We start from the raw sequence: 26,627 nt of genomic DNA on the forward strand, positions 1-26,627 counted from the left end.
CGACGGAAGGGACGGCATGTACGGCTGGATCTGGCGGCATCTGCCGGGGAACGCGTGGGTCAGGGCGCTGATCTCACTGGTACTGATCCTGGCCGTGGTCTACGTCCTGTTCCAGTACGTCTTCCCCTGGGCCGAACCACTGCTGCCCTTCAACGATGTGACGGTGGACAACCAGTGAGCGCGCGCATTCTCGTCGTCGACAACTACGACAGCTTCGTCTTCAACCTGGTCCAGTACCTGTACCAGCTGGGTGCCGAGTGCGAGGTCCTGCGCAACGACGAGGTCTCGACCTCGCACGCGGGCGACGGCTTCGACGGCGTGCTGCTGTCGCCCGGCCCCGGCGCGCCCGAGCAGGCCGGCGTCTGTGTCGACATGGTCCGGCACTGCGCCGCGACCGGCGTGCCCGTGTTCGGCGTCTGCCTCGGCATGCAGTCCATGCAGGTGGCGTACGGCGGTGTCGTGGACCGCGCCCCCGCGCTGCTGCACGGCAAGACCTCGCTCGTCGAGCACGGGGGCAAGGGTGTCTTCGCGGGCCTGCCCACGCCGTTCACGGCGACCCGTTACCACTCGCTGGCCGCCGAGCCGCCCACGGTGCCGGCCGAGCTGGAGGTCACCGCGCGCACGCACGACGGCATCATCATGGGCCTCAGGCACCGCGAACTCCCGGTCGAGGGAGTGCAGTTCCATCCCGAGTCGGTGCTGACCGAGCACGGCCACCGGATGCTGGCCAACTGGCTGACGGAGTGCGGTGACGAGGGCGCGGTGACGAGGTCGGCGGGGCTCGCCCCGGTGGTGGGCAGGGCCACGGCGTGACCGCGCTGCGCCCTGAGCGCGAGTCCGGGGCCGCCGCGTACGGCGACGCCGGTGACCAGGGCTCCTCGTACGGGCAGCAGCCGTACGAGGGGGCGGGTGCGTTCGGGGACTGGTACGGGCAGCAGCCGTACCCGGCACCGGTGGGCGATGTCCCTCCGGGCGAGGCACTGCTGGGCGGGGCTCCTGCGGACGACGAGACGATGGCCCTGCGGATACCGGAGCCGCCGGGGCGTGGCACAGGCTCCGCGGCAGCCCGGCACGGCACCGGGAGGCGGGCCGCGAGAACCACAGACGTCACAGGGGCCACAGGAACCCCAGCAGCCGCCCATGCCACCGGAGCTGCCACGGGCGGACGTGCGGCTCGCAGAAAGGCCGCCAAGGGCCGCCACGGGCGTCATGGCGGACACGCCGACCCCGCCGGGCGCTCCGGCCCGCCCGCGGAGGGGGCACAGGACGCCGGCGGTGGCGGTGGCCGCCCGCTCTCCCGTGTCGAGGCGCGCAGGCTCGCGCGGGAGCGCAAGCCCGGTGCCGCGGTCGTCGCCAGCCGGCTGATAGGCGAGGTGTTCATCACCACCGGTGTGCTGATGCTCCTCTTCGTCACCTACCAGCTGTGGTGGACCAACGTCCGGGCGCACGCGCAGGCCGGCAACGAGGCCAGCCAGCTCCAGGACGACTGGGCGAACGGCAAGCGCAACCCCGGCACGTTCGAACCGGGTCAGGGCTTCGCGCTGCTGCACATCCCCAAGCTGGACGTCGTCGTGCCGATCGCCGAGGGCATCAACAGCAAGAAGGTGCTCGACCGGGGCATGGTCGGGCACTACGCCGAGGGCGCGCTGAAGACGGCGATGCCCGACGCCAAGACCGGCAACTTCGGGCTCGCGGGCCACCGCAACACGCACGGCGAGCCGTTCCGGTACATCAACAGGCTGCAGCCGGGCGATCCGATCGTCGTCGAGACGCAGGACAGGTACTACGTCTACGACATGGCCTCGATCCTGCCGGTGACCTCACCGAGCAACGTGAGCGTGCTCGAACCGGTCCCGCCGGGGTCGGGCTTCACCGAGCCCGGCCGCTACATCACCCTGACGACGTGCACACCGGAGTTCACCAGCAAGTACCGGATGATCGTCTGGGGCAAGATGGTCGAGGAACGGCCGCGCAGCAAGGGCAAGCCGGATGCGCTCGTCAGTTAAGGGCAGATGACACGTGGCAGCGACCACCGATCGTGAAGAGCACACCGGCACCGCCCCCGAGGCGCCCGGGCCAAGGCGCCGGGGGCCAAGCCGGATCGCCATGGCGGTCAGCGTCTTCGGTGAACTCCTCATCACCGCGGGCCTCGTGCTCGGCCTGTTCGTCGTCTACTCGCTGTGGTGGACGAACGTCCTCGCCGACCGCAAGGCGCACCAGGACGGCGACAAGGTCCGTGACACATGGGCCACCTCCGAGTCCTCCGGCCCCGGCCGGCTGGACACCAAGGACGGCATCGGCTTCCTGCACGTGCCCGCGATGAACAAGGACGAGATCCTGATCAAGAAGGGCACGTCGACGGATCTCCTCAACAACGGCGTCGCCGGCTACTACACCGATCCCGTCAAGGCGACCCTCCCCACCAGCGGCAGGAACGGCAACTTCTCGCTGGCCGCCCACCGCGACGGCCACGGCGCCAGGTTCCACGACATCCACAAGCTGAAGAAGGGCGACCCGATCGTCTTCGAGACGATGGACAGGTGGTTCGTCTACAAGGTCTACGCCGTCCTTCCCGAGACCTCGAAGTACAACGTCAAGGTCCTCGACGCGATCCCCGAGGAGTCCGGGCGCAAGCAGGCCGGCAAGTACATCACCCTGACCACCTGCACCCCGGTCTTCACCAGCCGCTACCGGTACGTCGTCTGGGGCGAGCTGGACCGCGTGGAGAAGGTCGACGGCGACCGGACCCCTCCCGAGGAACTGCGCCGGCCCTAGCCGCACGGGACGTACGACGGAGCCCCGGCAACCCTCAGAGGGTTGCCGGGGCTCCGTCGTAGGACGTGGTGGCGGTCAGTCGCCGTCGTTGCCTCCGAAGATGCCGCCGCCGTCTCCGTTGCCACCGTTGTTGCCGGGGAGGCCCACGGTGCGCAGGGTGATCTGCGTGGCGCCCGGGTCGTCGACCTCCTGGTCACCCGGCGGGTTCTGCGCAGTGACGAACGCGCCGTCGCCCTGGTCGCTGCCGCCCTCGAACTGGATGTTGGTGAAGCCGGCCGCGTTCAGGATCTGCTTCGCCTGACCCACCCGCTGTCCGACGACGTTCGGCACCTTGGTCTTCTGCTGGAGCTTGCCGACCTTGAGGTTCACCGTCGAGTTCCTGTCGACCTGCGAACCGGCGGGCGGCGTGACCTCGATGACCTTGCCGTCCTGGTTGGGGTCGGTGACCGGCACGTCGGTGCAGTTGCCGGTGAGGTCGTTGTCCTGCAGCTGCTTCTTGGCGTCGTCACAGGTCTGGCCGGCCACGTTCGGGACGGTCGCCCTCTCCTCGGCCTTGGCGATGATCAGGGTGATCGTGGAGCCCTTCTCGACCTCCTTGCCGGAGACCGGGTCCTGCTCCAGGACGGTGCCCGGGTCGTCCGAGGACTCGCGGGTCTCCGTCTTCACCTTGAACTCGTACTCGTCGCCCTCGAGTTTGGACGTGGCGTCGTCCACGTTCTCGTTGATGACGTTGGGCACCGCGACCTTCGGCGCGCCCGTGGACACCACCACGTTGATCGACGTGTTCTTGTCGACCTTCGTGCCCCGCGGCGGGTCCTGGTCGCAGACGTTGCCCTTCTTCTGGTCCTCGCAGGGCTTGCTGCTGACGGACAGCTGAAGATCGGAGTTGGTCGCCTGCTGCTCCGCGTCCTCCTGGGTCAGGCCCACGAAGTTCGGCACGTCGACCTTGTCGTTGCTCACCCCGTCCCCGCCGAACGCCCAGCGCCCGATCAGGATGGCGCCCACGAGGACCAGCACCGCGGCCACGACCAGCAGGATCGTCGAGGTGTTGGACTTCTTCTGGCGCCGCCGGTCCGGGCGGTCGTCGTAGCCGAAACCGCCGTCGTCCGGGTTGGCCGGCGGAAGCAGGGTCGTCGCGCCCGCGTGGCCGTCGGAGCGCAGAGCCGTGGTCGCCTGGTCGTCGGGGTAGCCGCCGTAGCCGACCGAGCCCATCGCCGCCGTGGCCCCGACCGGCTGGCCGTCGAGGCATGCCTCGATGTCGGCACGCATCTCGTCGGCCGACTGGTAGCGGTAGTTCGGGTCCTTGACCAGCGCCTTGAGGACGATCGCGTCCATCTCCGGCGTGATCTCGGGGTCGAAGACCGACGGCGGCTGCGCCTCTTCCCGTACGTGCTGGTAGGCGACGGCGACGGGGGAGTCGCCCACGAAGGGCGGGCGGACCGTCAGCAGCTCGTACAGCAGGCAGCCCGTGGAGTACAGGTCACTGCGCGCATCGACCTGCTCACCCTTGGCCTGCTCCGGGGAGAGGTACTGGGCGGTGCCGATCACGGCGGCGGTCTGCGTCATCGTCATGCCGGAGTCGCCCATGGCGCGGGCGATACCGAAGTCCATGACCTTGACCTGGCCGCCCCGCGTCAGCATGACGTTCGCCGGCTTGATGTCGCGGTGGACGATGCCGTTGCGGTGGGCGTACTCCAGGCCCTGGAGGATGCCGATGGTCATCTCCATGGCGCGCTCCGGCAGCAGCTTGCGGCCGGAGTGCAGCAGCTCACGGAGCGTGGAGCCGTCGACGTACTCCATGACGATGTACGGGATCGAGACCCCGTCGATGTAGTCCTCGCCCGTGTCGTAGACCGCCACGATCGCGGGGTGGTTGAGCGAGGCGGCCGACTGGGCCTCCCGGCGGAAGCGGGCCTGGAACGACGGGTCGCGCGCGAGATCCGCGCGCAGCGTCTTCACCGCCACGGTGCGGCCGAGGCGGGTGTCATGCGCGAGGTAGACCTCCGCCATGCCACCACGGCCGAGCACATGACCCAGCTCGTACCGGCCGCCGAGGCGACGCGGCTCTTCCATAAGCTACCTACCAGCCCTCTCCGTCGGTCCCGGCCGGCATGTGGTGCGGCCGGAGACTGCCGTCCGGGCCTACCGTACCCGGCTCGCTTTGTATGACCTGGCCAAGCCCGTCAGCTGATACAGGACCGGTATCGCAACGTGCATCAATGTGAAGGCGACGTGACGGGGCTCTCACTGCTTGCTCTGGATGACCGCCTCCATCACGCTCTTCGCGATGGGTGCCGCGAGGCCGCCGCCGGAGATGTCGCCACGGTCCGCCGCCTCGTCCTCGACGACCACGGCCACGGCGACCGGCGAGCTGCCGTCGTCCAGCTTGGCGTACGAGATGAACCAGGCGTAGGGCTTCTCACTGTTGTCGACGCCGTGCTGGGCGGTACCGGTCTTGCCGCCCACGGTCACGCCGTCGATCTTCGCTTTGCTTCCCGTGCCCTTGTCGACGACCGTCTCCATCATCGACTGCAGGATCTGGGCGTTGTCCGAGGACAGCGGCTTGCTCAGCTCCTCCGGCTCGGTCTGCTCGATCGTGTCGACGTTGGACGCCTGGAGCTTGTCGACCATGTACGGCTTCATCAGCGTGCCGTCGTTGGCGACCGCGGAGGCGACCATGGCCATCTGCAGCGGGGTCGCGGCAGTGTTGAACTGGCCGATCGAGGACAGCGCCACCTCGGAGGGAGCCATGTCCTCGGAGAACACCGAGGCGTTGGAGCGGACCGGCGTGAACTGCTCCTCGGTGAAGCCGAACTTCTTCGCCGTCTCCAGCATCTTGTCGTTGCCGAGGTCGGAGCCGACCTTGCCGAAGACGGTGTTGCAGGACCACTGCAGGGCGACCCGGAGGGTGGCGTTCTTGCAGGGGATGGTCCCCTCGTTCTTCAGCTCGGTCGTGGTACCGGGCATGGTCCACGGCAGCGGCGTCTTGGTGGGCGAGTCCGCTTCCGGGTACAGGCCGTGCTCCAGGGCGGCCGCGGCGGTGACGACCTTGAAGGTCGAGCCCGGCGGGTAGGTCTCGCGCAGCGCCCGGTTGAGCATCGGGTCGTCGGCGTCGTCCTTCTTCTGGAGCTTGTTCCAGGCCTTCTGGTCGTCGTCGGAGTACCCGGCGATCGTCGAGGGGTCGTACGACGGGTAGGAGGCCAGCGCCAGGATCGCCCCGGTCTCCGGGTCCAGCGCCACCACGGCGCCCTTGCCGCGCTTGGCCAGGCCCTCGTACGCCGCCTTCTGCGCGGCCGTGTTGAGGGTGGTGACGACGTTGCCGCCGGCCTTCTTCCTGCCCGTGAGCATGTCGAGGGTGTTGCGGAAGAACAGCCGGTCGTCGTTGCCGGTGAGGATCCCGTCCTCCAGGTTCTCCAGCTGGTTGGTGCCGAAGGCCTGGGAGGCGTAGCCGGTGACGGGTGCCCACATGGGGCCGTCCTTGTAGGTGCGGACGTACTCGAAGTCGCCGCTGGCGGCCCGCTTGGAGCCGGTGATGGCCTTGCCGTCGACGATTATGTCGCCGCGCGGGGTGGCGTAGCGCTCGATCGCCACACGGCGGTTGTCGGTGTCGGAGGCCAGCTCGTCCGCCCGGACGTACTGGAGCCAGTTGTCGCGGATCAGCAGCGTCAGGACGAGCAGTCCGCAGAAGATCGCGATCCGGCGCAGGGGCTTGTTCATGACGGGCGGACCACCTGGGTCATCTCGGCGTCGGGGTTGGGGGCGGGGGCCGGCGCCGGGCGGCGCGCGGTGTCGCTGATTCTCAGCAGGATGCCGATCAGGGCCCAGTTGGCGATCACGGAGGAGCCGCCGTAGGCCAGGAACGGCATCGTCATACCGGTCAGCGGGATGAGCCCCATCACACCGCCGGCGACGACGAACACCTGGAGGGCGAAGGCGCCGGACAGGCCGATGGCGAGCAGCTTGCCGAAGGGGTCGCGGGCCGCGAGGGCGGTGCGCACGCCGCGTTCCACGATCAGGGCGTAGAGCAGCAGCAGGGCCATCACACCGGCGAGGCCCAGCTCCTCGCCGAAGGTGGCGAGGATGAAGTCGGAGTTGGCGGCGAACCGGATGAGCTCGGAGTGGCCCTGGCCCCAGCCGGTGCCGAGGGTGCCGCCGGAGCCGAACGCCCACAGTGCCTGCATGGCCTGCTCGGAGTGCCCGCCGACGCCCTGGCGGGAGAGCGTGTACTCGCGCATCGGGTCCAGCCAGGCGTCGACGCGCTGCTGGATGTGCGGCTCGAACGAGGCCACGCCGACGGCGCCGACCGCGGACATCAGCAGACCGAAGACGATCCAGCTGGTCCGCTCGGTGGCGACGTACAGCATGATGACGAACATTCCGAAGAACAGCAGCGACGTGCCGAGGTCGGTCTCGAAGACCAGGATCAGGATCGACATCGCCCAGACCACGAGGATCGGGCCGAGGTCGCGGCCGCGCGGCAGGTACAGACCCATGAAGCGGCGGCTGGCCAGGGCGAGCGCGTCCCGCTTGACCATCAGGTAGCCGGCGAAGAAGACCGCGAGGACGATCTTCGCGAACTCACCCGGCTGGATGGAGAATCCGCCGACGTTGATCCAGATCCTGGCGCCGTAGATGTTCTGGCCGAGGCCCGGAACCAGCGGCAGCAGCAGCAGGAACAGCGCGCCGACCATGGAGATGTACGTGTAGCGCTGCAGGGCGCGGTGGTCCTTGAGGAAGATCAGCACCACGATGAACAGCGCGATGCCCATCGCCGTGTAGAGCAGCTGGCGCGGGGCGGCGGTGCCGGCCTGGCCGATGTCCTGCAGCAGCTCGGACTGGTCCAGCCGCCAGATGGCGACCAGACCCAGCCCGTTGAGCAGGGTGGCCAGCGGCAGCAGCAGCGGGTCGGCGTACGGCGCGAACTTGCGGACGACGAGATGGCCGACGCCGGCCAGCAGGCCGAGGCCGAGCCCGTAGCCCAGCAGGCCGGCCGGTACCTCGTCGTTCACGGCGAGGCCGACGTTGGCGTAGGCGAAGACCGGGATGAGCACGGCGAACACCAGGAGCCCGAGCTCCGTGTTGCGCCGGCTCGGCGTGCCGATCGAGCCGATCGTGGACGTGTGCTGCGTCGACGGATTGGAAGTACTGCTCATCGTGTGACGGGGCCTCTCACGGCTTGCCTACTGCTTACCGCACAGCGAGACGACCTTCTGCTCTTCCTCCGAGAGGCTGGGGCCGGGGCTGGGAGTGGGCGCGGTCGCGGACTGGGTCGGGGACGGGGATCCGGTGGCCGACGGGGTCGGCGTGGCCTTGGACGTGAGGGAGGTGCGGGTGGTTCCCGTGGTACCGCCGGCCTCTCCCTGGCCGGTCCGCGCGCTGTTCTCGCTCTCGGCGGCGCGTCGTTGCGCCTCCTTCTTGCACGCGGAGGCCTGCACGCCCAGCTCGTCGATCTTCGCCCGGGCGTTCTTCAGCCCGCCCTCGGCGATGGTGGCCTCGACCAGCTTCTGCTGGTAGGGCGGCAGGTACTTGAGTTCGATCTCGGGGTGGTCCTTCTCGACGTTCGACAACGAGACCCAGGCCAGGTCCTGGCTGATGCCCCGGTACAGCGCGACGTGCTCGTCGTTGGTGCCGACGTAGTACTGGGTCTGCGTCCAGCGGTAGCCGCCGTACAGACCGCCGCCGATGACGGCCAGCGCGAGGACGGTGTAGAAGGACCTCTTCAGCCAGCGGCGCCGGGGCCGCGGTTTGACGAAGTCGTCGTCGCTGTATCCGCCGAAGCCGTCAGCCGGGATGTAGCCGGTGGTGTCGCCGGAGCCGGGCGGGCCGAACTCGCCGCCCCCGCCGCCCTGCCCGGGCACCTGCCGGCCGAGCCCGGCGGCGCGGCCGGCCGGGGTCTGCATGATGCCGTTGTCGTGCAGGTGGTTCTGGTTCTCGGCGACCGCTCCGACCACGACCGGGGTGTCGGACAGCTGGCCGGCCAGGGTGTCACCGGTGTCGAGGTCGAGGACGTCCGCGACGATGACGGTGATGTTGTCGGGGCCGCCGCCGCGCAGCGCCAGCTCGATCAGCTGCTGCACGGTCTCCTGCGGGCCCTGGTAGCTCGCGAGGGTCTCCTCCATCGTCTGGTGGGAGACGACGCCGGACAGGCCGTCGGAGCAGATCAGATAGCGGTCGCCGGCCCGCACCTCGCGGATCGACAGATCGGGCTCGACGTGGTCGCCGCTGCCGAGGGCCCGCATCAGCAGGGAGCGCTGCGGGTGGGTGGTGGCCTCCTCCTCGGTGATCCGGCCCTCGTCGACGAGGCGCTGCACCCACGTGTGGTCCTGGGTGATCTGCGTGAGGACACCGTCGCGCAGCAGGTACGCGCGCGAGTCGCCGACGTGCACCAGGCCGAGCCGCTGACCGGTCCACAACAGGGCGGTGAGGGTGGTGCCCATGCCCTCCAGCGACGGGTCGTCCTCGACCATCTGGCGCAGCTGGTCGTTGGCCCGCTGGACGGCCGCGCCGAGCGAGGTGAGGACGTCGGAGCCGGGGATGTCGTCGTCGAGCTGGACGATGGTGGAGATCGCCTCGGAGGAGGCGACCTCGCCGGCCGCGGCGCCGCCCATGCCGTCGGCGATGGCGAGCAGGCGGGGACCGGCGTATCCGGAGTCCTCGTTGCCCTCCCGGATCATGCCTTTGTGCGAACCGGCGGCGAAGCGCAGTGACAGACTCATGCGCACCTCGCCCGTCGGCTCCGGGTACAGCCGGTCGTGTCGAGCCACACTGCCCACCCTCCGGTCGGGAGCGCGCCGGGGCCCCGGGTGTGGACCGCCGCTGCGTGCTCGCTCCGCTCGCGCTCATTCATGATGTAGCACTACTTCCGCAGCTCGATGACGGTCTTGCCGATGCGGATCGGTGCGCCCAGCGCGATCGGCGTGGGGGTCGTGAGGCGGGTCCGGTCGAGATAGGTGCCGTTGGTGGACCCGAGGTCCTCGACGATCCACTGACCGTCCCGGTCCGGGTAGATCCTGGCATGCCGGCTGGAGGCGTAGTCGTCGTCCAGCACGATCGTGCTGTCGTGCGCCCGGCCCAGGGTGATGGTCTGGGACTGGAGGGCGACGGTGGTGCCGGTGAGTGTGCCCTCGGTCACCACCAGTTTGGTGGGAGCGTTGCGCCGCCCCCGGCCGCCGGCCGGTTGCTGGCGCTGCTGCGGAGGCGCCTGGCGCGTGGCCTGCTGCGCCCGGCTCGCGTCCCGTCGGGATCCGCGCTGTGTGACACGCGTACCGAACAGATCGCTGCGGATGACCTGCACGGCCACGATCACGAACAGCCACAGTACGGCCAGGAAACCCAGCCGCATGACCGTGAGGGTCAGCTCTGACATTGCCCCCGGATCACCCTTCGGCTTGCCTATAGATAACGGTGGTGCTGCCCACGACGATCCGCGAGCCGTCGCGGAGCGTAGCGCGGGTGGTGTGCTGCCCGTCCACCACGATGCCGTTGGTGGACCCGAGATCCTGGATCGTCGAGGGCGTTCCGGTCCGGATCTCGCAGTGCCGGCGGGACACGCCGGGGTCGTCGATCCGCACGTCGGCGTCGGTGCTGCGGCCCAGGACCAGCGTCTGGCGGGAGATCTGGTGGCGGGTGCCGTTGATCTCGATCCAGTGCCTGGTCCGGGAGCCAGGGGCGGCGCCGGGCGCGGCCCCGGGACGCTGGGCGGCGGGCTGGGCCGGCTGGGGATAGCCGTACCCGCCGGGGCGGGCGCCGGGCGGCGGTGCCGAGGGCATGGGGGGAGCGCCCGCGGGCTGCGCCGGGGCGCCGGCCGGCGGGTACCCGTAGCCACCGGCGGCACCGGCGGGGCGGGCACCGCCGGGCGCGGAGCCCGGTGCCTGCTGGCTGGTGGAGGAGGCGAGCGTGCGGCTGCGCACCCGGTACAGACCGGTGTCCAGGTCGTCAGCCTTCTCCAGGTGGACCTTGATCGGGCCCATGAACGTGTAGCGCTGCTGCTTCGCGTAGTCGCGGACCATGCCGGCGAGCTCGTCGCCGAGCTGGCCGGAGTAGGGGCTGAGGCGCTCGAAGTCCGGGGCGCTCAGCTCCACGATGAAGTCGTTGGGCACGACCGTGCGGTCGCGGTTCCAGATGGTCGCGTTGTTGTCGCACTCGCGCTGGAGCGCTCCCGCGATCTCCACGGGCTGCACCTCGGACTTGAACACCTTGGCGAAGGTGCCGTTGACCAGACCTTCGAGACGCTGCTCGAACTTCTTCAGGACTCCCATGGGGCACCTCCTCCGGTGTTGCCGTCCTGTGTACTGCCTACCCGGTACTGCTTACTGATCGTATCCACGCCCCGGTTAATCGGCTGGTTCCCCCTGTCAGCCCGGTCGACGGGTGTCGACGGATGCCGACGCCTGACGAAGTTCCCTGCGGCGCTCCCCTTCGAACTTCTGGCATGGATCGTAGAGGGGGTCGCAAACAAGTGTCCCGCACCGGACTGTGGACTCGGTCCGGCTCCTGGGCAGACGGCCCGGACCGGTACGAGGTTGATACGTGCGGCGGTCCTCGGGCCGGTCGGCGTGCCGGTCCGGGTGCCGGTCGGGGGGGGCTGAGGGTGCGCCTGCCCCGGACAAGGGATGTGAACCCACCCCATCCAGCGTGCTAATGTTCTGGGTGTCGGAAGGCGCCAACCCCAAGGGGACGGGGCCGCAGACACACCCAATGCGCGGGTGGCGGAATAGGCAGACGCGCTGGATTCAGGTTCCAGTGCCCGCAAGGGCGTGGGGGTTCAACTCCCCCCTCGCGCACAGAGATACCGAGGAAACGGGTCTCCGCAGGTGACGTAAGTCACGGCGGGGGCCCGTTTCTCGGTTTACTGACGTCGCGTGACCGAGACTGCTCGTGATCTATCTCACGAGCGTGGCGCCTCCATGTCGACTCCGTGTCATGCGGTGCGGGCCCAACGCCCCCTCCAGCCGCACGCCGTGGGCTGCCGCCGAGCAGGATCTCGTACGTGCTCACGGCGCGGTTTCCGCCGGGAGCACCACGCAGACCTCGTAACCGCCGTCGCTCGTCGGGCCCGAGGTCATGGTGCCGCCGAGCAGTTCGGTGCGCTGGCGCAGACCGATCAAGCCGTGGTGTGCGCTGGGCAGGGGAAGGGCCGGCCGGGTCGGCGCGGTGTTGGTGACCCGGACGCGGACACGGCCGTCGGTATGGCGCAGGTCGATGCGCGCGGTGGCGCCGGGAGCGTGTTTGCGGGTGTTGGTCAGGGCTTCCTGGACCGTGCGGTAGACCGCTCGCTGGACGGTGGCCGGAAGATCCTCGGGGAGGTCCGTCCTCAGCTCGGTCTCGACACCGCAGCCGTCGGCCAGCCTCCGGAGGTCGGTGAGGGCCGGTTGCGGGGTCAGTTCCGTCGGGTGGCCACCGGAGGCGCGCAGGACGGCGACCATGTGGCGCAGCTCGTCGAGCGTCTGCACACTCAGTCGCCTGATAGTCGCGGCGGCCTCCTTCGTCTCGGGATCGCCCGTTGCGACCTGCAGCGCTCCGGCACGTACGGCGATCAGACCGACCTGGTGGGAGACGACGTCGTGCATCTCCCGCGCGAGCTGGGCGCGTTCCTTCGCCAGGACGGCCTGCGCGGTCAGCAACTGCTGATGGTCACGTGCCTCGGAGATCTCGGTCAGTCTCAGCGACAGGTCGCGCCGGGTCTGCACGAGCTGCCCCAGGAACACCGCGGCGGCCGCGGTCGCGGAGGTGTAGCCGAGCCTGATCAGGGTCGAGGGGTCGGCCAGATCGAGGTCCAGCGACGGCACGAAGGTCGCGTCGCTGACCGTGTACACCAGGGCGCACAGGACCAGCAGCGCCCGACTGCGGCTGAGGGAGGCGAGCGTGTACAGCGCGACCAGGCACGCGAAGAGCGCGTCGGACAGCAGGACGCCCGGGAGGGTGAGGGCGAAGGTGAGCAGCGGCCGACGGCGGCGCAGCAGCAGGGCGGCGGCAGCTGCGATGGCGCAGGCCGTCCGCCACGGCTCCTCGGCCTCCCAGTGGACCCAGACATCGAGGAGGGCCAGGCACACCACCAGGGCGTCCAGGAGCAGCGGGGGCGGGCGGCGGGTCATCCCGGTCCCCTGGTGAGCAGTCCGGCCCGCTGGGCGAAGAGTGCGGCCTGGACCCGGCCGCTCACCTCCAGCTTGGTGAGGATCGCGCTGACGTGGTCCTTGACCGTGCCGGTGCTCAGGTGCATCCGGGTCGCGATGTCGGCGTTCGACAGGCCCTCGGCCATGAGGACGAGCACCTCGCGTTCACGGTCGGTCAGGCGCTCGAGGAGCTGCGGTGGGTGCTCCTGCGCCCCGGCGCTCAGGTAGCCCTCCACCACCACCCGAGTCACCTTGGACGACAGCACCGTGCCGCCGCCGGCCAGGCTCCGCACCGCGAGGGGGAGGGCCTCGGGGTCGGTGTCCTTGAGGAGGAAGCCGGCGGCACCCGAGCGCAGTGCCGTCTCGACGTACTCGTCCATGTCGAACGTGGTCAGCATGGCCACCACGGGAGGCTCCCGCAGTTCACGGATGTGGCTCAGGACGGTGAGGCCGTCCACGTCAGGCATCCGGATGTCCAGCAGTACGACGTCGGGGCGCGTCTCGCGCACCGTCCGCAGGGCCTGACCGCCGGACACCGCCCCAACGACCTCGATGCCGTCGGCGGCGTCGAGGATGCGCTGGAAGCCCGTGCGGATCAGGGCTTCGTCGTCGACCACCAGTACCCGGATCACGTGTGCTCCAGCCGATATCGGACCACTGTCCGATTCGTACCACGTCGAGCGCGGCTCCGCCGCTGGGCGGGGTGCGACCAGGGGTGGGGTGGGGTTCGTCCGGGGCGATGGGCGCCGCTCGGCGAGGCCGGTGGGGTTGTGTGGAGGGGCGGGGCCGTCGTAGGTGCCGGTGGCGGCGTTATGGACGTGGGTGGGGTTGTATGGAGGGGCGGGGCCGTCGTAGGCGCTGGTGGCGGCGTTATGGACGTGGGTGGGGTTGTCGTAGGTGCTTGGTGGCGGCGTCGTTCCGGTGGGTTGTCGTAGGTGCTGGTGGGGCGTCGCGGACGCGAGTGGTGACGCCGTTGGTGTCGGTGGGGTCGCCGCAGACGTCGGTGGGGCTCGCTCGGGCGAGTGTCCGGGGTGGGGCGGTGGTTGCGGTGGGTGGACGCCTGGCCGGGGTGGCGCCGCCGTTCCGGTGGGTGGACGGTGGTGCGCGGCCGGGCGTCTGGGGGGGCTGGGGGGCCGTCCGCCGTCCGGGCGAGAGCCGATTTCTGGGTCAGGTCACGCGGTCCAGTGACGAGAAGGGCCGGGAGGTCAGGGCCGGACCAGGAGGGCCGGATACCTTCCGCCGGCCCGCGTGGTCGGTGCCGCGACGGAGGCGGAGTGGTCGGCCGACTGCTGTTGGTGCGGGATGGCCATGCGGCCGGGCCGGGCGTTCCAGCATCCGTCGCGCATGGTCAGCGTGACCGCGGACAGGGGCGGAACCCCGAGGTGCCAGAAGGCGCGTGGAGGCGCGGACAGGGCGTGGACCAGTGCGGCCCGGACGACGGCGGCCTCGGTGATCGCGAGTATGCGCCCCGTGCCTGTGGGCAGAGAACTCAGCCACGCCGCCGTACGACGGCAGAGCCGGCCGACGGACTCGCCCCCGTGGGGCGCGGCGTCGGGATCCGTCAGCCAGGCGGAGAAGCCGAGGGGGTCTTCGGCCACGACGTCCTTGTGCGGGCGGCCGTACCAGCTGCCGTAGTCGAGGTCGCGCAGGGCGATCTCGGGCCTGGCCGTGATCGCGAGGGCCTCGGCGGCCCGTGCACAGCGGGTGGAGGGCGCCCGGAGCGCCAGTGAGTACGCCGGAAGGACGGTTTCCGTGGCCTTGGCGGCCAGGCTCCCCCGTCCGCGGTCGTTCAGGGCACCGTCTCCGAAGACCGGGCCCTCGCGGCCTTCCGCGCCGGTCATGCACAGCATCGTCACGTGCACAGTCACCATCCGACCTCCTTCTCCGATCGGTACGGGACACTGCCGGGCGGTCGGGTGATCAAAGCCGGCAGGCTTGGCGGCCGCTGGACAGACACTCCGGCGGGCCGCGCGGGGAGGAGCGGGTCCGCCGGATGGCACCACGACGTGGATCACGCAAGCCCTGAGGGAGAACGAGGGCGACCGCGGCACTTGGATACAAGACTCCAGGAAGCGTGCCTGTACAACCATCCGGCAGGTGGCCGGACCGACCCCGCCGACCGGGGGGACTGGTCCGCCGGTGGGCGGGGCAGGGCGGGGCGGGGCCGTGAGGCTCGGCGTGGTGGTGTGCGGGGTGAGGCCGGGGCCTGGGCGGTGGGGGGCCTGGCCTGGGGGCTGCTGGTCCGGTGGGGGCTTGGGGCTTGGGGGCTGCTGGTCCGGTGGGGGCTTGGGGCTTGGGGGCTGCTGGTCCGGTGGGGGCTTGGGGCGTGAGGTCGGCTGGTCCGGTGGGTGGGAGGACGGCTGGTCAGCGGGGGCGGGAGGCCGGGGCACGGATCGTTGCACGGTCCCGGGGCGGTGGGTTTTCCACAGGTGGGGAGTTGTCCACAGGGTCTGACGGGATGCGGCGAGCGGTTGTACGGTCGGCACGAGTTGATGTTCGGGTGAGTCACGGGGGAGGCGGTCGTGGTGACCGAGGCCGGTGTGCGGGATGCGGGTTTTGGGGCGGTGCGGATTCCGCGGGTGCGGGGCTTCGCAGAGCGGTCAGCGCAGGGCGCGCGCTCGCCGAAGGCGGAGGGGAAGGCCCTGCGCGAGCGGGTCCCGCGGCGCGCCCACGCCACCCTCGACATCGACGGCGCGAGGCCCGGCGCGGTGGCCGCGGTCGAGGAGTCCAACCAGGGCCGGATTCCCGGGCTCACGCCGATAAGGGTCGGCAGGATGGTGGCGACGCCGTTCGCCTTCCTGCGCGGAGCCGCGGGGCTCATGGCGTACGACCTCGCCCGCACCCCCATGACCCGCATCCGCGCCCAGATCTGCGGCGACGCGCACGCGGCCAACTTCGGGCTGTACGGAGACGCCCGAGGCGGCCTGGTCATCGACCTGAACGACTTCGACGAGACGGTGCACGGCCCCTGGGAGTGGGACCTCAAGCGGCTCGCGGCCTCGCTGGTACTCGCGGGACGGGCGGCGGGCGCCGACGAGGACACCTGCCGGGCGGCCGCCCATGACGCGGCCGGCGCCTACCGCCGCACCATGCGGCTGCTGGCCAAGCTCCCGGTGCTGGACGCGTGGAACGCCATCGCGGACGAGGAGCTGGTCTCCCACACCGACGCCCACGATCTGCTCGGCACGCTCGAGAGGGTCTCGGAGAAGGCGCGGGCCAACACCAGCGGGCGGTTCGCGGCCCGGTCGACCGAGCAGGCCGAGGAGGGCGGCCGGCGGTTCGTGGACGCGCTGCCGGTGCTTCGCCGCGTCCCCGACGCCGAGGCGGCGGCGGTGGCGGCGTCGCTGGAGGACTATCTGACGACGCTGTCGGAGGACCGGCTGCCGCTGCTGTCCCGGCACGCCGTGCACGACGTGGCGTTCCGCATCGTCGGCACGGGCAGCGTGGGCCTGCGTTCCTACGTCGTCCTGCTGCTGGACCACCGCGGCGAGGCGCTGATCCTCCAGGTGAAGGAGGCACGCGACTCGGCGCTGCTGCCGCATCTGCGGACGGCCGGGTTCGAGACGCGGCCTGTCGAGCACGAGGGCCGGCGGGTGGTCCTGGGGCAGAAGCGGATGCAGGTGGTCAGCGACATCCTGCTGGGCTGGACGACCGTGGAGGGCCGCCCCTTCCAGGTCCGCCAGTTCCGCAACCGCAAGGGCAGCGTGGACCCCGCGGCGCTCTCCGCCGACCAGCTCGACGACTACGCCCGCATGACCGGCGCGCTGCTGGCCCGCGCCCACTCCCACAGCGCCGACCCGCGCCTGATCTCCGGCTACTGCGGCAAGAACGAGGAGCTGGACGAGGCGATCGCCACGTTCTCCGTGGCGTACGCCGACCGGACCGAGGCGGATCACTCGGCGCTGGTGACGGCGGTGCGGGCAGGGAGGATCGCGGTGGAGACGGGGGTGTGAGCGACGCGGCGGACGTGGTGGCCTGCTGAGGAGTACGGGTGAGGTACGTCCGGTGAGGAGCACGCGGTGAAGAACGCCGAGTTCCCCCTCCGAGGCCGGCGACGTCGCGGGAGTCATCAGCCCGGCACGACGCTGATGAGGCCGGTGCTCCGAAGGCGATCGCGGTGTGGCCTACGCTGGTCGGGTGACGACCCCGGAAGCTGAGCAGGGTGGTGTCGCCGGTGAGGCGCGGGCGACGCCCGAGGACGGCGCGCCCCGGCCCGAGGAGCGGCTCGAGCGGGCCGTGCGGGCGGCCGAGCAGGCGCTGATCGAGTACGAGATCGCGGTGGAGACCTTCCGGGTCGAGATCGAGAACTTCTCCCGGCTGCACCACCAGAAGCTCGGACCGATGTACGCCCGCCTCGAAGAGCTGGACGCGCAGATAGCAGAGGCGAAGGCGGCCCGGAGCGGTGACCCCGAGGACGTGCGCCGCGCACAGGAGCTGCGGGCGCGGGTGCTGCCCATGCCCTCCGTGGAGGAGCTGTTCCACGGCTGGATGGACGGCGACGGTCTGTTCCCCGAGGCCGCTGCCATGCTCACGGACCAGCCGGTCCGGCCCCCGCAGCGGGTGCGCCCGAGCGAGGAGGCCCGCCGCCTCTACCGCGACCTGGCGCGCAGGGCCCACCCCGACCTCGGGCAGGAGGAAAGCGAGCGGAAGCGGCGTGAGGAGTTCATGACCCGCGTGAACACCGCCTACGCCCGCGGCGACGAGGTCCTGCTGCGCGAGCTGTCCGAGGAGTGGGCCGCCGGACCGGTGCCCGAGGAGCACCGCCCGAGCCGCAGCGAGGAGCTCTACGCGCGGCTGGAGTGGCTCGCCCAGCGCAAGGAACTGCTCACGGTCGTCGCCCGGGAGCTGGAGGAGGGCGCCATCGGCTCCATGCTCCGGCTGGCGCCGGACGACCCGGACCGCCTGCTCGACGAGATCGCCGAGCAGTTGCTGAGGGAGGTCACGGGGCGTGAGGCGGAACTGGCGTCGCTGATCGGCCAGTGATCGTGCGGGGCGGTGATCGGTCCGGCCGGTGATCGGTCCCGCTGGTGATCGGTCCGGCTGGTGATCGATCCGGCTGGTGGCGCGGGTCTTCGGTCCGGCCAGGCCGTCCTCCGGCCGTCCTCCGGGCGTCCTCGGGGACGCTTCGGGTAGCGTCGGGGCCATGAATTTCGGAGCTGTTCCCACAGTCGGGGTCACCGACCTCAAGGACGACGACTTCCTGCTGGACGTCCGTGAGGACGAGGAGTGGCAGGCGGGCCACGCCGCGAGGGCGCTGCACCTTCCCATGAGCGAGTTCGTGGCCCGGTACGGCGAGCTGACCGAGGCCGCCCCGCAGGACGGCCGTGTCCATGTGATCTGCCGCTCCGGCGGCCGTTCGGCGCAGGTCGCGATGTACCTCAACCAGCAGGGCATCGACGCCGTGAACGTCGCCGGCGGCATGGAGGCGTGGCAGGCGACCGGACGTCCGGTGGTCACGGACGCCGGGGAGCCGGGGGCAGTCGTCTGAGGCGTCTGTGGCGGCCGGGAGGCGGTCGCCACAGGGGTGAGGTCGGGCCGGGACAGTGGGGCGAGGCTGCCTGTGGCGGGCCAGGGCGTCGCCGGTCGGGCGTGAGCTTGAGCGGGGCAGTGGTTCGAGTCCGGTGTGGTCGGCTGTGTGTCGTCGTTCGGGCGTGAGCTTGAGCCGTGAGCTTGAGCGGGGCCGGTGGTCTGAATCCGTGTGTGGTCGGCCGCGTGTCGTCGTTCGGCGGAGCTTGAGCAAGGGGCAGTGGGGCGAGGCCGCGTCCGGCCCCGGTGCGTCGTCGTCGGGGCGTCGGCTCTGTCAGGGGCGGAGAAGGTGTCCTGCGGCTCGGCGCCCCGTATCGCCTTGCCGCCCCTTGGGGCCGTTCAGGGGGCTTCAGACCGGGGCGTGTGCCGCCAGCAGATCGCCCAAGGCCTCCTCATGCGCCGCCGCCGGTCCCAGGGACAGTTCGAGGTGCTTGGCCCAGGCGTGGTACCGGTGCAGCGGATAGTCGACGTCCGCCCCGAAGCCGCCGTGCAGATGGTGTGCGGTCTGCACCACCCGCCGTACCCCCTCCGCCGCCCAGATCTTGGCGACCGCCACATCCCCGGCGGCCGGCAACGCCCCCGGCGCTCCCGAGCTGATTCGCCAGGCCGCCTGCCACAGCGTGGCCTCCATCGCCCGCAGGTCGATGTAGCGGTCGGCGGCCTGCACGGCGACGACCTGGAACGTCGCAATCGGGTGGCCGAACTGCTCCCGCTTCGCCGTGTACTCGCCGGTCATCCGCAGCACCCGCTCCCCGAGCCCCAGCGCCAGCGCACATGTCCCGGTCGTCAGGAGCTCCCGCAGCCATTCCCAGGCGCCCTCGGCCGCGATGACATACCCCTCCGGCACGCGCGCCGACTCCAGCCGCAACTCCCCGAGCCGCTCGCCGTTGGTCGCGAACTGCTCGGCCGCCAGGGCACCTTCATGTCCCCGGGGGACGAGGGCGAGCACGCTCCGGTCGGCATCGGTGTGTGCCGGTACGACGGTGTAGTCGGCGTCGTACACCCACGGCACCGTGGTCTGCACACCGGCCAGGATCCAGCCGTCCCCGTCTGGGCGAGCGGTGACCGCCTGCTCGGCGGGATCGTGACCGCCGGTGCGCCCCTGCGCGGCGACGGTCAGCACGACCTCGCCCCGCCCGGCCCGCGCGAGCAGCGCCGACTTCAACTCCGCACCGCCGTAGGCCTGCACGGCCGCCAGCGCGGCGCTGCTCTCCAGCAGTGGCACCCGCGCCAGCACCTTCCCCGCCTCACGCAGCAGCAGACACAGCGCGACGGCGTCGAGGCCGGCCCCGCCGAACTCCGGGTCGAGCAGCAGGCTCAGCAGATCCGCGTCGGCGAGCCTGCCCCACAGGGCGCGGTCGAAGTCGTCGGCCACGGCGCCCCTGGACAGCGTGGGGCTCGGCACCGCGTCCGGTGCGACGTCGGCGAACACCCCTCGTGCCGCCTCGGCCGCCGCCTGCTGCTCCTCGGTGAAGGTGAAGTCCACGGTCCTGTCCTCCCGGCGGCTCCGGCTGTCTGACGGAGCGTCAAGATAGAACAGGTTCTAGGAGAAGGGAATGGGCCCGGGCGCCCCGGTGGCTGCTCCGAAGGGAGCCGGCGCAGGCGCCCGGAGCCGGCTCATCGGTCGAAGTCCAGCTCCACCTTCTCCGTCACCGGACGCGACTGGCAGGCCAGCACGTAGCCCGCCTCCGTCTCCTCGCGCTCCAGCGCGAAGTTGCGGTCCATCCGCACCTCCCCGGAGACCAGGAAGGCCCGGCAGGTGCCGCACACCCCGCCCTTGCAGGCGTAGGGCGCGTCGGCACGGTTGCGCAGCACCGTCTCCAGCAGCGATTCGCCGGCGTGGACCGGCCAGGTCCCGCCGCGGCCGTCGAGCCGCGCGGTGACCGTGCTGTGCGCGGGCGTGGCCGCCGGGGCGGTGGCCGGAGCGGCGTCCACATGGAAGATCTCCTCGTGGATACGGCCGCGCGGCACCTCAAGTCCGCGCAGCGCCCGCTCGGCCTCCTGCACCAGCCCGTACGGCCCGCACAGGAACCAGCCCGCCACGTCGGCCATCGGCAGCAGCGCCGGCAGCAGTGCTGTGAGCCGCTCCCGGTCCAGCCGTCCGGACGGCAGACCCGCCTGCTGCTCCTCCCGGGAGAGCACCGTCACCAGCTGGAACCGCTCGGGGAAGCGGTCCTTCAGGTCGGCGACCTCCTCCAGGAACATCGTCGAGGCGGACGTGCGGTCGCTGCGGATCAGGCAGAAGCGGGCCGCGGGCTCGCACGCAAGCAGCGTCGTCGCGATCGACAGCACCGGTGTGATGCCACTGCCGCCGACGACCGCGGCGTAGAGCCCGGGCGCGGGGTCGAGGGTGAAGCGGCCGGCCGGTGTCATCACCTCCAGCTCGTCGCCGATGTTGATCTCCTTCAGCGCGTACGTGGAGAAGGCCCCGCCCTCGACCAGCCGTACGCCTACCCGCAGGGCGCGCGGTCCCGCGCCGTCCCGCGGTGCCGGGGAGCAGATCGAGTACGTCCGCCTGATGTCGACGCCGTCGACCGTCCGCCGCAGGGCGATGTGCTGCCCGGGCGCGTACCGGAACTCCCCGCGCAGCTCCTCCGGGACCGCGAGCGTCACGGCCACGGAGTCGTCGGTGAGCCGGTCGACCGCGGTCACCCGGAGCGTGTGGAAGCGGGCCATCACAACTCCTTGAAGTGGTCGAACGGTTCACGGCAGGCCAGGCAACGGCGCAGCGCCTTGCACGCGGTGGAGGAGAAGCGGCTCAGCAACTCGGTGTCGGCGGAGCCGCAGTGCGGGCAGCGCAACGGTTCGGCGGTGACCGGCTCCTCGGTGACCGTGCGCGTCGGGCCCAGCGCCAGCGGCACCGGCCCGGATTCCACGTGCACCCGGGGTGGAGCGATGCCGAACTCCCGCAGCTTGCGGCGGCCTTCGGGAGTGATGTCGTTGGTCGACCAGGCCGGCGTGAGCACCGTGCGCACGGTGACCTCCCGTACGCCGTGCTCGTGCAGTGCCCGCTCTATGTCCAGGGACATGGCCTCGATGGCGGGGCAGCCCGTGTACGTCGGGGTCAGCTCCACGTCGACCGCGTCCTCCCCGCGCAGGCGCACCGCGCGCAGGACGCCGAGCTCCCGCAGGGTGAGGACCGGCAGCTCGGGGTCGGGCACCGAGCCGGCGATCACGACGAGCTCCTCCTCCAGGGCCGTGGTGGTCACCATGACGCCCCCGGGTGGCTGCGGTGCAGATGCTGCATCTCGGCGAGCATCCGCCCGAACGACTCGGTGTGCAGGCCCTGCCGGCCCGCGCCCGCGCTCCACGCCCCCGACTGCGGCCCCTCGGGGACCGTGAGCGTGGCGCGGCCCAGTACCTCGCCGACCGACTCCAGCCAGGCCGCCTTCAGCTGCTCGACGTCCACGTCCAGCCCCTCCAGGGGCTGGAACATCTCGCCGGTGAACCGCCACAGCGCCGCGCAGGCCCGCGTCATGCGCTCATGGCTCTCGTCCGTGCCGTCCCCGAGCCGGAGGGTCCACTGCTCGGCGTGGTCGCGGTGATAGGCGACCTCCTTGACGGCCTTCGCGGCGAGCGGGGCGAAGGGGCCGTCGCCGGTGGCCAGTTCGCCGTACAGCAGGTGCTGGTAGGTCGAGAAGTACAGCTGCCGGGCGATGGTGTGGGCGAAGTCGCCGTTCGGCTGCTCCACCAGCTGGAGGTTGCGGAAGGCGCGCTCCTCGCGCAGATACGCCAGCTCGTCCTCGTCGCCGGTGAGCGACAGCAGCACGCGGGCCTGGCCGAGCAGGTCCAGCGCGATGTTGGCGAGGGCGACCTCCTCCTCCAGGACCGGAGCATGACCGGCCCACTCCCCCAGGCGGTGGGAGAGCACCAGGGCGTCGTCGCCCAGCGCGAGGGCGGCGGTCGTGGGAATCGTCGTGGTCACAGGTGCCGCACCCCCTCGGGGATCTCGTAGAACGTCGGGTGGCGGTAGGGCTTGTCGGCGGCCGGTTCGAAGAACGGGTCCTTCTCGTCGGGGGAGGACGCCGTCACGGCGGCGGAGGGCACGACCCAGATGGAGACGCCCTCGCCGCGCCGGGTGTACAGGTCGCGCGCGTTGCGCAGGGCCAGCTCCGCGTCCGGGGCGTGCAGGCTCCCGGCGTGGGTGTGGGACAGGCCCCGGCGCGAGCGCACGAAGACCTCCCACAGGGGCCAGTCGGTGTTCGTCATGCGCGCGTTGCTCCCGTCTCGCTGTGCTTGACCGCGTACGCCGCGGCCGCCTCCCGAACCCATGCGCCCTCCTCGTGGGCCCGCCTGCGCTGGGTGATGCGCTGCTCGTTGCACGGGCCGTTGCCCTTGAGGACGTCCCAGAACTCCGTCCAGTCGATCGCCCCGAAGTCGTGGTGCCCGCGCTCCTCGTTCCACCGGAGGTCCGGGTCGGGGAGGGTGAGGCCGAGGGACTCGGCCTGGGGGACGCAGATGTCGACGAAGCGCTGGCGCAGCTCGTCGTTCGAATGCCGCTTGATCTTCCAGGTCATCGACTGTGCCGAGTGCTGCGACTCGTCGTCGGGCGGGCCGAACATCATCAGGGACGGCCACCACCAGCGGTCCACCGCGTCCTGCGCCATCGCGTGCTGCTCGGGGGTGCCGCGGCTGAGGGCGAGCAGCAGCTCGTACCCCTGGCGCTGGTGGAAGGACTCCTCCTTGCAGATACGGACCATCGCGCGCGCGTAGGGACCGTAGGAGCAGCGGCACAGCGGCACCTGGTTGGTGATCGCGGCGCCGTCCACCAGCCAGCCGATCGCGCCGACGTCGGCCCAGGTCAGCGTCGGGTAGTTGAAGATCGAGGAGTACTTCTGGCGGCCGCTGTGCAGCTTGTCGAGGAGCGCGTCGCGGCTGGTGCCGAGGGTCTCCGCGGCGCTGTACAGGTACAGACCGTGGCCTGCCTCGTCCTGGACCTTGGCCATCAGGATGGCCTTGCGGCGCAGCGAGGGCGCGCGGGTGATCCAGTTGGCCTCCGGCTGCATGCCGATGATCTCGGAGTGCGCGTGCTGGGCGATCTGCCGGACCAGCGTCGCCCGGTAGGCGTCGGGCATCCAGTCGCGCGGCTCGATGCGCTCGTCGGCGGCCACGGCGGCGTCGAAGGCGCGCTCGTACCCGGCGGTGCTGTCCCCGTCGGCGTGTGACGCCGTGTGGTCCGTCCTCTGCGCGGCTGCTGTCGCCATCTGGCCCCCTCGACCTGTGGGTCTGTCCGGAGCATGCTCCCGACCGATCGTTCGGTTCGTGCGATTCCATGGTCGGACGGGCGCCGTAAGGTGTCAACCGCTGTGGAAAACCGGCGCGGCTGTGGACGGGCTGATCGAAGGGGCTGTGCCCGGTGGGTCGGCCTGAGTACCGTTCGCGTGCGAGGGGGCTGCCGGCGGCGGAGTGGACCGGATCGGGAACGGAATCGGGGCGGAATGGACGCGCAGGGCGCGAAGGATGCGTACGACAGGGGGGCGTACGACAGGGAGGCGAGCGACCGGCACGCGCGGGGCGAGCCGGGCGCAGCCCATGACGCGCGCGAGCCCCTGCCGGAGTCCCGCACCGGCGTCGCCGCCCTCTCGCCGCGTTACCAGATCAGCGTCGCGCTGGCCCTCGCCGTCGTCGCGATCGCCGTGTGTGTGCACATCGGGATGGTCTTCCTGCACGTGGCGCCGTCGAACACGGTCACCAAGCAGCACGGCGAGGTGATCGACGACTGGATCTACCCGGAGTTCGAGCAGAACTGGAAGCTGTTCGCGCCCAACCCGCTCCAGCAGAACATCGCCGTCCAGGTCCGTGCCCAGATCCGAACGGGTGACGGCAGCAGCCGCGTCACCGGCTGGTACGACCTGTCCGCTCAGGACGGCGAGGCCATCGACGGCAATCCGCTGCCGAGCCACACCCAGCAGAACGAGCTGCGCCGCGCCTGGGACTTCTTCACCGCCACCCACGACGGCAGTAACCGCCCCTCGGGACTGCGCGGCGCGCTGAGCGAGACGTACATGCGCCGGATCGTCGTGCTGCGCCTGGACCGCGCCGAGGCCGCCGGGCCGGGCGGTGCCGTCGAGCGGGTCCAGATCCGCTCGCGGACGACCGCCGTCCGCCCGCCCGCGTGGAGCGAGGAGCGGATCTCGCTCGAACCGGAGTACCGGGAGCTGCCCTGGTGGACGGTGCCGCGTGACGAGGCCGGGGGAGGCACCCGGTGAGCCGCTTCGCCCTGGCCGTCTCCCGTGGCATCGCCCGGGTCACCGGATCCGCCCTCGGCCCGTACCAGACCGCCGTGATCCGGATCGGGTTCGCCGCGACCTGGCTGCTGTTCCTGCTGAGGGAGGTCCCGCACCGCCAGGAGCTGTACGGCCCGGACAGCCCCTGGGGCTGGGATCTGGCCGAGCAGCTGGTCGGCCAGAACGGCGCCTTCACGGCCCTGCTGTGGTCCGACGGGCAGCTGTGGTTCGAGACCGTCTACGCGCTCGGTGTGCTCTCCAGCGTGCTGCTGATGCTGGGCTGGCGTACCCGCACCATGTCCGTGCTCTTCATGGCCGGTGTGCTCTCGCTGCAGAACCGTAGCGTCTTCATGGGCGACGGCGGTGACAACGTCCTGCACCTGATGTGCATCTACCTGGTCTTCACCCGGTGCGGACAGGTGTGGTCGCTGGACGCGCGCCGTGCGCGGCGCACGCGCGAGGCACGCGCGCGTGGGGAACGTGTCACCGATCGGACGGGCCCGCTGCTGTGGGGCGTGTTCGGGCTCGTGCTGACCGTGGTGACCGCGGCCGGCCGGATGGACGGCGACTGGCTGGTGCCGGCGCTGCTGTGGGGCGCGTGGATGGCGCAGTGCCTGTGGTGGTTCGCCGGGCGCCTCACCCGCACCGGCGAGCCGCGGATCATGCTCGACGTGATCGCCGACATCCTGCACAACGGCGCGCTGTTCGTGATCATGGCCGAGGCCTGCCTGATCTACGCCACGGCCGGCTGGTACAAGATCCAGGGCTCCCGCTGGCAGGACGGCACCGCCGTCTACTACCCCCTGCAGCTCGAGTACTTCTCGCCCTGGCCCGCCCTGGCCGACCTGATGTCCGCCGGCGGCACCCTGGTCATGCTCGTGACGTACGGGACAGTGATCGTCCAGGTCGCCTTCCCGTTCACACTGCTCAACCGGCGGGTCAAGAACGTCCTGCTGACTGTCATGATCATCGAGCACGCCGTGATCGCCGTGGTGCTCGGGCTGCCGTTCTTCTCGCTGGCGATGATCGCGGCGGACGCGGTCTTCCTGCCCACGTCGTTCCTGCGCCGCCTGGGCGACTGGACGGTACGCGCGCGCGGACGGCTGCACCGGGGCGTTCTGCCGAAGGTGCCCGCGCAGCGGACGCCGGACACCGCCGATCAGCACGGGGACACCGAACAGGCCCACGTAGGCTTCAGGGCATGAACGACCCCGCGGACAGCGGCACCGGCGGCTCCGCGCGGGGGCCGGTGAGCGACTGGCACCGGCTCGCCGGCACCTCGGTGCTGCTGGACGGCTTCCACGCCCTCAAGCACGCCTTGCGCTTCGGCGCCGAGGTGCCCCTCGCGGTCACCGCCGACCGCGCGGCCACTCTCGCCCTCGCCGGCGAGCTCGCTGCGGACCTGCGGCAGCCGCTGGCCGCGCTGCTCACCGAGGTCCCGGAGCCGGTGTACGCCTCCCTGGTGCCGCGCCCGCACCCCACCGCCGTGGCCGCCCTGGCCGTACGGCCGTCCCGCGAGGGCAATCTGCGGGCGCTGGCCCGCACGCCCCGCACCGCCCCCGTCGTGGTCCTGGACCAGCCGCGCAACCTGGGCAACGCGGGGGCCGTGATCCGGCTCGCGGCCGGCTTCGGGGCGACCGGCGTGGTCACGACGGGCACGCTCGACCCCTGGCATCCCACGGTCGTCCGTGGTGGCGCCGGGCTGCACTTCGCGACCGCCGTGGAGCGGCTGGACGTCGGGGAGCTGCCTCCCGGCCCGCTGTTCGCCCTCGACCCGGAGGGCGAGGACATCCGTGGAGTGAAGCTGCCGGCCGACGCCCTGCTCGCCTTCGGTTCGGAGCGCAGCGGCCTGTCCACGTCCGTACGCGCGCGTGCGGACCATCTGGTGGCGTTGCCGATGCGCCCCCAGGTCTCCAGCTACAACCTCGCGACCAGCGTGGCCATGACGCTGTACCACTGGAGCGCCACCGGGGGCGCGGCGGCCTGA

General features: G+C 71.2%; 25 protein-coding genes and 1 tRNA gene. 11 read left to right on the forward strand and 15 right to left on the reverse strand.

The genetic code is table 11. The features are described from left to right. Positions 1-16: 16 nt before the first annotated feature. The 4 genes from ACGF8A_RS02095 to ACGF8A_RS02110 are packed head-to-tail and all read left to right on the forward strand — an operon-like array spanning position 17 to position 2,775. Positions 17-178, forward strand: a complete 162-nt coding sequence (locus tag ACGF8A_RS02095) for a hypothetical protein (RefSeq protein WP_103813562.1) — start codon at positions 17-19, stop codon at positions 176-178. After that, positions 175-813: an aminodeoxychorismate/anthranilate synthase component II gene (locus tag ACGF8A_RS02100; protein WP_393103256.1), complete on the forward strand. Its 639-nt coding sequence runs from the start codon at positions 175-177 to the stop codon at positions 811-813. The genes ACGF8A_RS02095 and ACGF8A_RS02100 overlap by 4 nt, the downstream gene beginning before the upstream one ends. Beyond that, positions 810-2,006, forward strand: coding sequence for a class E sortase (locus tag ACGF8A_RS02105; protein WP_393103258.1), 1,197 nt, complete (start codon positions 810-812; stop codon positions 2,004-2,006). The genes ACGF8A_RS02100 and ACGF8A_RS02105 overlap by 4 nt, the downstream gene beginning before the upstream one ends. Before the next feature lie 13 nt (positions 2,007-2,019). Then, positions 2,020-2,775 carry a class E sortase gene (locus ACGF8A_RS02110; protein ID WP_393103260.1) on the forward strand — a complete coding sequence of 252 codons (756 nt, stop codon included), beginning with the start codon at positions 2,020-2,022 and terminating at the stop codon, positions 2,773-2,775. A 75-nt stretch (positions 2,776-2,850) separates the two neighbouring features. On the opposite strand, the gene pknB is transcribed toward ACGF8A_RS02110, so the two are convergent. From pknB to ACGF8A_RS02140, 6 genes are all read right to left on the reverse strand, one after another. Beyond that, positions 2,851-4,848, reverse strand: a complete 1,998-nt coding sequence (pknB, locus tag ACGF8A_RS02115) for a Stk1 family PASTA domain-containing Ser/Thr kinase (RefSeq protein WP_393103262.1) — start codon at positions 4,846-4,848, stop codon at positions 2,851-2,853. A gap of 171 nt (positions 4,849-5,019) precedes the next feature. After that, positions 5,020-6,492 carry a peptidoglycan D,D-transpeptidase FtsI family protein gene (locus tag ACGF8A_RS02120; protein WP_393103264.1) on the reverse strand — a complete coding sequence of 491 codons (1,473 nt, stop codon included), beginning with the start codon at positions 6,490-6,492 and terminating at the stop codon, positions 5,020-5,022. After that, positions 6,489-7,928 (reverse strand): FtsW/RodA/SpoVE family cell cycle protein, encoded by a 1,440-nt coding sequence (locus ACGF8A_RS02125; protein ID WP_393103266.1) that lies wholly within the window; start codon positions 7,926-7,928, stop codon positions 6,489-6,491. Before ACGF8A_RS02125 ends, ACGF8A_RS02120 begins: the two co-directional genes overlap by 4 nt. Positions 7,929-7,955: 27 nt before the next feature. Continuing rightward, the gene (locus ACGF8A_RS02130; protein WP_393103828.1) at positions 7,956-9,491 is read right to left on the reverse strand and encodes a Stp1/IreP family PP2C-type Ser/Thr phosphatase; all 1,536 of its coding nucleotides are present in this window, start codon (positions 9,489-9,491) and stop codon (positions 7,956-7,958) included. 140 nt (positions 9,492-9,631) lie between these two features. After that, positions 9,632-10,141, reverse strand: a complete 510-nt coding sequence (locus ACGF8A_RS02135) for an FHA domain-containing protein (RefSeq protein WP_393103268.1) — start codon at positions 10,139-10,141, stop codon at positions 9,632-9,634. A 10-nt stretch (positions 10,142-10,151) separates the two neighbouring features. Next, on the reverse strand, positions 10,152-11,033 hold the full coding sequence (locus ACGF8A_RS02140) for an FhaA domain-containing protein (RefSeq protein WP_393103270.1): 882 nt from the start codon (positions 11,031-11,033) through the stop codon (positions 10,152-10,154). A gap of 441 nt (positions 11,034-11,474) precedes the next feature. On the opposite strand from ACGF8A_RS02140, the gene ACGF8A_RS02145 reads away from it, so the two are divergent. Then, a tRNA-Leu gene (locus ACGF8A_RS02145) sits at positions 11,475-11,558 on the forward strand. Between the two features lie 210 nt (positions 11,559-11,768). On the opposite strand, the gene ACGF8A_RS02150 is transcribed toward ACGF8A_RS02145, so the two are convergent. From ACGF8A_RS02150 to ACGF8A_RS02160, 3 genes are all read right to left on the reverse strand, one after another. Further along, on the reverse strand, positions 11,769-12,869 hold the full coding sequence (locus ACGF8A_RS02150) for a sensor histidine kinase (RefSeq protein ID WP_393103272.1): 1,101 nt from the start codon (positions 12,867-12,869) through the stop codon (positions 11,769-11,771). Then, a complete protein-coding gene (locus ACGF8A_RS02155) occupies positions 12,866-13,519 on the reverse strand; it encodes a response regulator (RefSeq protein WP_393103274.1) in 654 nt (217 codons plus the stop codon). Before ACGF8A_RS02155 ends, ACGF8A_RS02150 begins: the two co-directional genes overlap by 4 nt. Positions 13,520-14,092: 573 nt before the next feature. Next, positions 14,093-14,758: a histidine phosphatase family protein gene (locus ACGF8A_RS02160; RefSeq protein WP_393103276.1), complete on the reverse strand. Its 666-nt coding sequence runs from the start codon at positions 14,756-14,758 to the stop codon at positions 14,093-14,095. Positions 14,759-15,409: 651 nt separating this feature from the next. Between ACGF8A_RS02160 and ACGF8A_RS02165 the strand changes: the two genes are divergently transcribed. The 3 genes from ACGF8A_RS02165 (at position 15,410) to ACGF8A_RS02175 (ending at position 18,375) form a co-directional block, all read left to right on the forward strand. After that, complete coding sequence (locus ACGF8A_RS02165) at positions 15,410-16,840, forward strand: DUF2252 domain-containing protein (RefSeq protein ID WP_393103278.1); 1,431 nt, start codon at positions 15,410-15,412, stop codon at positions 16,838-16,840. Positions 16,841-17,024: 184 nt separating this feature from the next. Beyond that, a complete protein-coding gene (locus tag ACGF8A_RS02170) occupies positions 17,025-17,870 on the forward strand; it encodes a hypothetical protein (protein ID WP_393103280.1) in 846 nt (281 codons plus the stop codon). A gap of 160 nt (positions 17,871-18,030) precedes the next feature. Further along, positions 18,031-18,375 carry a rhodanese-like domain-containing protein gene (locus ACGF8A_RS02175; protein ID WP_393103282.1) on the forward strand — a complete coding sequence of 115 codons (345 nt, stop codon included), beginning with the start codon at positions 18,031-18,033 and terminating at the stop codon, positions 18,373-18,375. Between the two features lie 387 nt (positions 18,376-18,762). Here the strand turns inward: ACGF8A_RS02175 and ACGF8A_RS02180 are convergent, their stop codons facing one another. The 6 genes from ACGF8A_RS02180 to paaA all read right to left on the reverse strand — a co-directional run bounded on the left by ACGF8A_RS02180 (position 18,763) and on the right by paaA (position 23,617). Next, complete coding sequence (locus ACGF8A_RS02180; RefSeq protein ID WP_393103284.1) at positions 18,763-19,899, reverse strand: acyl-CoA dehydrogenase family protein; 1,137 nt, start codon at positions 19,897-19,899, stop codon at positions 18,763-18,765. 131 nt (positions 19,900-20,030) lie between these two features. After that, a complete protein-coding gene (locus ACGF8A_RS02185; RefSeq protein WP_393103286.1) occupies positions 20,031-21,089 on the reverse strand; it encodes a 2Fe-2S iron-sulfur cluster-binding protein in 1,059 nt (352 codons plus the stop codon). Continuing rightward, positions 21,089-21,625, reverse strand: coding sequence for a 1,2-phenylacetyl-CoA epoxidase subunit PaaD (gene paaD, locus ACGF8A_RS02190; RefSeq protein WP_393103288.1), 537 nt, complete (start codon positions 21,623-21,625; stop codon positions 21,089-21,091). The genes ACGF8A_RS02185 and paaD overlap by 1 nt, the downstream gene beginning before the upstream one ends. Further along, complete coding sequence (paaC, locus tag ACGF8A_RS02195; RefSeq protein WP_393103290.1) at positions 21,619-22,338, reverse strand: 1,2-phenylacetyl-CoA epoxidase subunit PaaC; 720 nt, start codon at positions 22,336-22,338, stop codon at positions 21,619-21,621. Before paaC ends, paaD begins: the two co-directional genes overlap by 7 nt. After that, positions 22,335-22,622, reverse strand: a complete 288-nt coding sequence (paaB, locus tag ACGF8A_RS02200) for a 1,2-phenylacetyl-CoA epoxidase subunit PaaB (protein WP_393103292.1) — start codon at positions 22,620-22,622, stop codon at positions 22,335-22,337. The genes paaC and paaB overlap by 4 nt, the downstream gene beginning before the upstream one ends. Beyond that, on the reverse strand, positions 22,619-23,617 hold the full coding sequence (gene paaA, locus ACGF8A_RS02205; RefSeq protein ID WP_393103294.1) for a 1,2-phenylacetyl-CoA epoxidase subunit PaaA: 999 nt from the start codon (positions 23,615-23,617) through the stop codon (positions 22,619-22,621). Before paaA ends, paaB begins: the two co-directional genes overlap by 4 nt. A 234-nt stretch (positions 23,618-23,851) precedes the next feature. On the opposite strand from paaA, the gene ACGF8A_RS02210 reads away from it, so the two are divergent. The 3 genes from ACGF8A_RS02210 to ACGF8A_RS02220 are packed head-to-tail and all read left to right on the forward strand — an operon-like array spanning position 23,852 to position 26,627. After that, positions 23,852-24,622 (forward strand): DUF5819 family protein, encoded by a 771-nt coding sequence (locus tag ACGF8A_RS02210; RefSeq protein WP_393103296.1) that lies wholly within the window; start codon positions 23,852-23,854, stop codon positions 24,620-24,622. Next, the gene (locus tag ACGF8A_RS02215; protein WP_393103298.1) at positions 24,619-25,845 is read left to right on the forward strand and encodes an HTTM domain-containing protein; all 1,227 of its coding nucleotides are present in this window, start codon (positions 24,619-24,621) and stop codon (positions 25,843-25,845) included. The genes ACGF8A_RS02210 and ACGF8A_RS02215 overlap by 4 nt, the downstream gene beginning before the upstream one ends. Continuing rightward, positions 25,842-26,627 carry a TrmH family RNA methyltransferase gene (locus ACGF8A_RS02220; RefSeq protein WP_393103300.1) on the forward strand — a complete coding sequence of 262 codons (786 nt, stop codon included), beginning with the start codon at positions 25,842-25,844 and terminating at the stop codon, positions 26,625-26,627. Before ACGF8A_RS02215 ends, ACGF8A_RS02220 begins: the two co-directional genes overlap by 4 nt.

The organism is Streptomyces sp. NPDC047706, assembly GCF_043204795.1.
Lineage (GTDB): Bacteria > Actinomycetota > Actinomycetes > Streptomycetales > Streptomycetaceae > Streptomyces.